The organism is Lacinutrix sp., assembly GCF_037625555.1.
Taxonomy (GTDB): domain Bacteria; phylum Bacteroidota; class Bacteroidia; order Flavobacteriales; family Flavobacteriaceae; genus Lacinutrix.
In genome coordinates this window covers 1-7,845 of record NZ_JASJHV010000032.1, presented here as the reverse complement: position 1 = coordinate 7,845, position 7,845 = coordinate 1, and the positions used below count along the sequence as shown (strand labels likewise).

General features: G+C 30.7%; 5 protein-coding genes and 1 pseudogene. 2 read left to right on the top strand and 4 right to left on the bottom strand.

From position 1 onward, the window contains the following. Positions 1–331 (top strand): annotated as a pseudogene (locus QNK89_RS01765) (aminoglycoside phosphotransferase family protein); the annotation flags it as partial. Here the strand turns inward: QNK89_RS01765 and QNK89_RS01760 are convergent. Continuing rightward, positions 314–1,717, bottom strand: a complete 1,404-nt coding sequence (locus tag QNK89_RS01760; RefSeq protein ID WP_340169259.1) for a Gfo/Idh/MocA family oxidoreductase — start codon at positions 1,715–1,717, stop codon at positions 314–316. The pseudogene QNK89_RS01765 and the gene QNK89_RS01760 overlap by 18 nt on opposite strands. Before the next feature lie 140 nt (positions 1,718–1,857). Here QNK89_RS01760 and QNK89_RS01755 point away from each other — a divergent pair, with 140 nt between their 5' ends. Next, positions 1,858–2,427: a hypothetical protein gene (locus QNK89_RS01755; RefSeq protein WP_340169258.1), complete on the top strand. Its 570-nt coding sequence runs from the start codon at positions 1,858–1,860 to the stop codon at positions 2,425–2,427. Here the strand turns inward: QNK89_RS01755 and bshA are convergent. The 3 genes from bshA to serB all read right to left on the bottom strand — a co-directional run. After that, complete coding sequence (gene bshA, locus QNK89_RS01750) at positions 2,424–3,569, bottom strand: N-acetyl-alpha-D-glucosaminyl L-malate synthase BshA (protein WP_340169257.1); 1,146 nt, start codon at positions 3,567–3,569, stop codon at positions 2,424–2,426. The genes QNK89_RS01755 and bshA overlap by 4 nt on opposite strands. An 85-nt stretch (positions 3,570–3,654) precedes the next feature. Beyond that, on the bottom strand, positions 3,655–6,618 hold the full coding sequence (locus QNK89_RS01745; protein WP_340169256.1) for a glycoside hydrolase family 3 N-terminal domain-containing protein: 2,964 nt from the start codon (positions 6,616–6,618) through the stop codon (positions 3,655–3,657). A 175-nt stretch (positions 6,619–6,793) separates the two neighbouring features. Then, on the bottom strand, positions 6,794–7,845 hold a 1,052-nt coding region (serB, locus tag QNK89_RS01740; protein ID WP_340169255.1), incomplete at its 5' end, for a phosphoserine phosphatase SerB.

The following is a 7,845-nucleotide window of genomic DNA, read 5'->3' as shown; positions in this document are numbered from 1 at the left end:
GGAAGAAGATAATAACAATTTTTACGCTATTAAAATTAAACTAGATTATTACGAAGCGTATTGTGAAGGCTTCGCTATTTCAACTAAAAAGCTATTAACAAAGACTGAAATCACACATTTACCTCTTGCTGTAAAAACTATTATTTACATCATGGGCTTACGCTTTTTAATCGATTTTTTAAACGACGATAAATACTACAAAATAGCCTATAATAACTATAACCTTGTACGTGCAAAAAACCAATTTGCTTTAGTAAAAAGTGTTATTAAAAACTATAAAGCTATTAAAGAAATAACTAATAAAACTTTTGGTTTAGAGTATATCTCTTAAAACTTCTGCTTTACGCTGTTTGTCCCAAGTTCCACCTGTGAAATCCGGTATTTTAATGCTAGCACTTTGGTTTGCTACAGATAATTCAGAAAGCGGTGTAATAGCACTCCACATTACACTATCGTATAAGTTTATATCTAATGGTAACCCTTGATTTAGGCAACGAATTAATCTATAAACCATAACAAAATCCATTCCGCCATGTCCAACAGCATTAGCGTCAATTTGTTCTTTTATTTTTTTCCAAAGCGGATGGTCGTATTTTTCTCTATATGTTTTATAGTCGTCGTCTTTTAACCAACCATGAGACCATTGTAACTCATCATGTCCTAAATATAAACGTGAAGGATAGCCTTGATGTACTGCTTTTGTACCAGTAACTGTATTTAAACGTGAATATGGTCTACCAGTATGGGTATCAAATTGCAACATTATGGTTTTACCTTTTTTTGTTCTAATTAGTGTGGTATTCATATCACCACATGCAAATTCTTGTGTTTTAAAATTTTCTTGTTTTGCACCATAACTCAGGCTTTGTTCTCGAGAACTCATACTTACTAAATGATCATAATTATCGCCTCGACCAATATCCATATACATACTTACAGGTCCTAAGCCATGTCCTGGATATATATTTGCATTTGTAGTTTCATGATGTTTTATTCGCCATTGGTCTTCATAATACGTTTCATGCATCATGTGTTTACGTAAATCATGAATATAAGCACCTTCTGCGTGATTAATATCACCAAAAACACCTTGATCTATCATATTTAACACCCAAAGTTCTTCTCCATTAAAACAACAGTTTTCCATATACATACAATGTTGTTTTGTACGCTCTGCAACTTCTATTAGTTTCCAGCAATCTTTTAAAGTCATTGCCATTGGTTGCTCGCAGGCCACATGTTTTCCGTTTTCCATTCCAAAAACAGACATTTCTGTGTGGTATTCCCAAGGAGTCGCAATTAAAATTAGATCTATATCGTCTCGTTTGGCAAGATTTTTCCAATCGTCTTTATCTTTAAAATATAACGTTGCTAATTTATCTTGAATGGTTTTTAAATATGCTTGATTTTTTTGTAGTTTTTCTTCAATTATATCAGATAAAGCAACAATTTCTGCATGCTTATTTTTAATTAAATACTCGAACATTTGAATGAGTACACTACCTCTATTTCCCATTCCAATAATTCCTACTCTCACATTGCTAATGGCTTGTGTAGTTAAGTTTACAGAATTGCCTAATACTTTTTCGGTTTTTAACAACTCTTGAAGTATTTCTTTTTCTGATTTTTCATCGTTTGCGCATGCAATTAATGAAGGTGTAACACCTAAAAACAAGCCTGCTCTTGCTGTAAGGTTAAGGAAGGATTTTCTGTTCATAATACTTTGGTTTACTTGAGATTGATTTGAATAGAAAGTTAGTATTTATTTTTTAATTATGAATAAATACGACAGGAGTTTAAAAATAAAACGTATGTAACTCTTTATATTATTGTTAATTTATATTAAAATTTTAAAAAATGAGAAAAGCAGAAATTGTATTTGTCTTCATAGCAATATTAGGATTAATAATCAAATTGATACATTGGCCTTATGGTAGCGAAATACTAAGTTTAGGTATCCTTTTTTTATCTATGCTATACTTTTATTTTGGTTTTGCAATTCTAAATAAAGTAGGTTTGAGAGCTCTATCTAAAAAGAAATCTTATCAAAACATTTCAAAATTAAGGATTTTTGGTTCTATAGCAACTGGTTTTACATTTTCTATAATTTCAATTCACATACTATTTAAATTGCAATTTTGGCCTTATGGACATGTTAACCTAGGTATTGGTTTAGTGCTTTTAGCACTTCTACTAATTACTATTTTAATATTTTATTTAAAAGGACGTAGACAGTTTATTAGAATTAATTTTTTAAGATTTATAATTATTGGAGGTTTTGGGCTTTTGTTATACTCACTATCAACAGATCAACTTGTAGACTTATACTACGGTAGTGATTCCGAATTTGCTAAAGAATATAAAATTTACTTGCAAGACGAAAGTCCTGAAGCAGCAAGGCCAACTAGAGATTTTAATTCTAATTAAATATTAAGAGAATTCATACAAGTTTCAAGTGTTTTTTCATAGATAGCTTCATATTGTGGTACAATATTATGGATGTCAAATTTTTGTGCTTGAGCTTTTGCATTAAGCTTTAATTTAGCCAAAAGCGTTTCATCTTTTAAAGCTTTAATAGCATTTTTACTCATTTCAGTAACATCTCCAACATTACTTAAGTAACCAGAAAAACTGTCTTCATTAACTTCAGGAATACCACCTGTATTACTTGATATTACTGGTACACCAGAAGCCATTGCTTCTAAAGCAGATAGACCAAAACTTTCGGTTTCACTTGGTAGTAAAAAGAGATCACTAAAACATAAAATTCTATCTATTTCATTACTATTACCAAAGAATACAACCTTGTCAGAAATCCCTAGTTCTCTACACAATCTTTCTGCAGGTTCGCGATCAGGCCCTTCGCCTACCATCATTAGTTTTGCTGGTATTTCTTTTTGAACGTTATAGAAAATGTTTATAATATCTGGAATACGTTTAACTTCTCTAAAATTACTGATATGAGTTATAATTTTCTCGTTGTCGTTTGCCATCATTGCACGCTGACAATCTGTAAAACCATGATTAAACTTACTTAAATCTATAAAGTTTGTTACAACATTTATCTCTCTCTTAATATTAAATAAACGTAAAGTATCGTCTTTTAAGCTTTTAGATACTGCTGTTACAGCATCAGATTTATTGATACTAAATGTTACGGCAGGTTTATAAAACGGATGATTACCAACTAATGTTATATCTGTTCCATGAAGTGTTGTTACTATTGGTACATATATGTTATCTTCTAGTAACATTTTTTGAGCCATATATGCTGCGTAAGCATGAGGTATAGCGTAATGCACATGCAGAATTTCTATATCATGTAACTTTACCATATCTACTAATTTACTAGATAAAGCTAATTCATAGGGCTGATAATGAAATAATGGATATTCTGGAACATTAACTTCGTGGTAGTATATATTAATACCTAATAATTCTAATCGAACAGGTTGATTATAAGTTATAAAATGAATAGTATGACCACGTTTAGAAAGTTCTAATCCTAATTCTGTAGCTACAACTCCACTTCCTCCAAATGTTGGATAACAAACAATGCCTATTTTCATATTTCGGTTTACTCTTTTTTTATTAGTAGTTAAAATGTAAAATACTTACATATTAATTTCTATTTAACTTTTAGACTAAATAATACTATCTATTAATGGCTTCGTAAATAGCTTCTTGGATATTTGTTCTAATATCTGCTCTTAACAACATGTTTTTACCTTTTGAGGTTGGATACGTTCTATTCGCCATTAAAACATATACTAACTCTTCGTCAGGATCTGCCCAAGTATAGGTTCCTGTAAAGCCAGAATGACCAAAACTTGTCATGGATACGCATCCACAAGTTGGTCCAGAATCTCCTAGTTGTGGCTTATCGAAACCAATACCTCTTCTTACTTCTTTATCACAATAATAGCAGGTATTAAACTTATCTAGAGTTTCTGGTTTTAAATAGCGTACACCTCCATAATAGCCTTTTTGAAGATACATTTGCATAATTTTAGCAATATCATTTGCATTACTAAATACACCAGCATGTCCTCCAACACCATCTTGCATTGCTGCTCCCATATCATGAACATAACCTTGTACTTTTTGAAAACGATAATAATCGTCTTCTTCTGTTGGTGGAATACGAGAATTACTAATAGTTTTATAAGGGTTATAGTGTGTGTTATTTGCTCCTAATGATTTATAAAAGTGGTCTTGTACTAACTCATCTAAAGGTTTATTGTAATGCTTCTCAATATATTGTTTTAGAATGTAATATGGTAAATCGCTATAGCGATATCGCAAACGTGTTAACAAGTCTGTATCCTTAATAATTTTTGGGATAGAATCTTTATAATCCTCTCTCATGTAAAGATTATTGGCTATCTTGATATTAAATTTACTTGTTTGTTTTTTACTATAATATTTTGATGAAGGTTGTTTGGTAACAGAGTCTAGTGTCGCATAATAAAACGGAATCCAAGGTTTTAGTTGCGCATAATGAGACAACATTTTCTTGATTGTTATATTCTTTTTATTAGATTTTTTATAAAAAGGCAAAATTGTAGAAAGCTTAGTATCTAAGGATACAATGCCTTGTTCTTCTAATTCCATTAATAAAGGTAATGTAGCAACAATTTTAGTAAGTGAAGCAACATCATATATATCATCTTCTTTTACAGGCTCTGAACCTTTATTGTATGTGTGATGACCAAAGTTTTTATTGTAAACAATCTTTCCTTTTCTTGCAACTATTAGTTGTATACCTGGTGTCATACCAGCATTTACCGCATGATTGGCAATTGAGTCTACTTTTTTTAATTTATAAGAACTTAGTCCTACTCGCTCAGGGATACTATATCCCAAGCGTTCTAGTGAGTTTGTTTGTAAACCAGAACCAAGCTTAAAATTTGGTCCTGCAGATACTGGTAAATATCCTTTTGCTGCAAGTGCTCCAAAAATAATTTCTGCCGAACTTTCTTGAGCAATTTCACTATTTTGATAACTAACAACTACACTCTCTATATTGGTAATAGTTTGTAAATCTATTAATGCATAAGGCATAGCAAATACATCAAGAATAACAGTGTTTGTTCTCGCTATTTCATATAACCATGTTAATTCTTGATCTGAAAATTGATAAGATTTCCAAGGATTGTCATTAGATTTATGAAAACCTACTATTACAGTATTATAGTTTTGAAGTTTTGTAATTAAATCGCTCAGTTTATCGGCTTTTATTTCATGTACTTGAGCATATTTCTTTAAAGTCTTTAAAAATATCGAACCATTATCATCACCTAATTTAACATATGCTATTTTTTTAGTTTCCAAATGGCGTAGTGGCAATATTTTAGTAGAATCACGAGCAATAGTGATTGCTGCTTCCATTAGTTTTTCATATAAGATATCATCGTATAATCGATTTAAATCTTCACTTAAATTATGTTTTGAAATTGGTTTGTAATTATTTAAACCTACTTTATATTTTGCTTGTAGTACTTTTTTTACCGAATGCGCTAAACGCTCTTCAGTAATTACTCCTTTATTAAAGGCATTTTCTAGTTTTTCTATTCCAGAAGTAACGTCTACAGACATTAATATTACATCGTTACCTGCTAAGAAAGCTGCTAAATCTATATTTCCAATAGTGTTTTTAGAATCTTCTGTATTACCATCTAAACCTTCGAAGACAAAATCTGAAGCACCTTTCATGGTTAAAGCATCTGTAAAAATAAGACCTTTAAATCCTAATCTTTCTTTTAGTATAGTTGTTACTATGTTTTTAGATATTGATGATGGGTAATCTTGTCTAGGCTCTAAACTAGGTATGCTTAAATGGGCAACCATAACACTAGAAAGCCCTTCTTTTATTAATGTTTTATATGGATACAACTCTACAGAATCTATACGTTTTGCAGTGAAAGCAACAGTTGGCAATGTTTCATGAGAATCTACTTCTGTATCACCATGACCAGGAAAATGTTTAGCATTAGCTAAAACACCTGCACTTTGCATACCTTTCATGAATGCTGCAGACTTATTAGTTACGTTATCTCTATCCTCTCCAAAAGACCGATTTCCAATTATTGGATTTTTAGGGTTTGTATTTATGTCTACCACAGGTGCGAAATTAAAATGAACACCTAAACGTTTACAATGTTCGCCCAATTGTCTTCCAGTTTCTTCAATTAAACTATTGTCTTTTATAGCTCCTAAAGTCATGTTCCATGGAAAAGCATATGTAGAATCTAAACGCATGCTTAATCCCCATTCAGCATCCATACCAATAAGCATTGGTATTTGTGAAGCGGCTTGTAATTCGTTATTAAGCTTAGCTTGACGATAAGGGCCTCCTTTAGAATAAATTAGGCCTCCAATTTTATTTGTCTTTATTAAATCTAGAATTTTAGACTTTTCTGCCTCTGTTTGACTCGAAAAGACCTGCACCATATATAATTGTGCTATTTTTTCCTTTAATGTTAATGACGTATACACGCTGTCTACCCATTTTTTTTGCCCTTCAACATCTTTTGCTAACAAAGGATTTGTAGTCTCTTGTGCATAAAAAACTGTTGAAACAAGATATAAAATAAGTAATAAGAATAATTTGCGCATATAATTTTAAGGATAAGAGTTGTTATATTATAATACAACTAAAAAACCATGCAAAGTTATTATTTTTTGTAGTCTTTTTAAAGGTTTTAATATAGATTTATGAAGAAATAATGAACAGTTTATTTGTTTTTAATTATAAATTAAATTTTTGCAGGAAAATTACAAAGCAATTACGTTATTCTAACAAATCGATATGTCTGTCATGATAGCCTAATAAGTACAAAACACCATCTAAACCAATACTTGAAATTGCACTTTGCGCATTATCTTTAACTTTTGGTTTTGCATGAAAAGCAATACCTAATCCTGCTAAATTTAACATAGCTAAATCATTTGCGCCGTCACCAACAGCAATTGTTTGACTAATGTTTAAACCTTCTTTTTTTGCAATTTCTTTAAGGTATTCTGCTTTTTTATTACCATCAACAATTTCACCAAGATAATTACCAGTTAGTTTACCATCTATAATTTCTAGTTGATTTGCATACACATAATCTATGCCTAATTCTTCTTGCAAATAGTTGCCAAAGTAGGTAAAACCTCCAGATAATATTGCTGTTTTAAAACCGTATTTTTTTAGGGTATCTATTAAACGTCTTGCTCCTTTTGTAATAGGTAAATTTTTTGCGACATCTTTTAGCACTTCCTCTTTTAGACCTTTTAAAAGTTTCATTCGTTTTTTAAAACTCTCATTAAAATCTATTTCACCTTGCATTGCAGACTCAGTAATGGCTCTTACCTCTTCTCCAACTCCAGCTAGTTCTGCTAGTTCGTCTATAACTTCTGTTTGAATTAAAGTTGAGTCCATGTCGAAACATACTAAGCGCCTGTTGCGTCTATAAATATTGTCTTCTTGAAAAGCGATATCAACATTTAATTCTTTAGATATTTGCATAAATTTTTCGGTAAACTCTGCTTTATTATCTATTTTTCCTCTAATTGATAATTCTATAGAAGCTCTAGGATATTCTTCTTTTTCAATTAAAGATCTTCTTCCAGTTAGTCTTTTAATTGCGTCTATATTTAGGTTTTTTTCTGAAATAATGTGTGTAACTCTAGAAATTTGTTCTGCAGTTAATCTTTCTCCTAAAATAGTAATGATATAGCGGTTTTTACCTTGAAGCGTTACCCATTTTTCGTAATTTTCTAATATAATAGGTGTGAATTTTGCTTGTATACCTAATTCGTATGCTTTAAATAAAATATCTTTTAATACTGGAAAAGCAC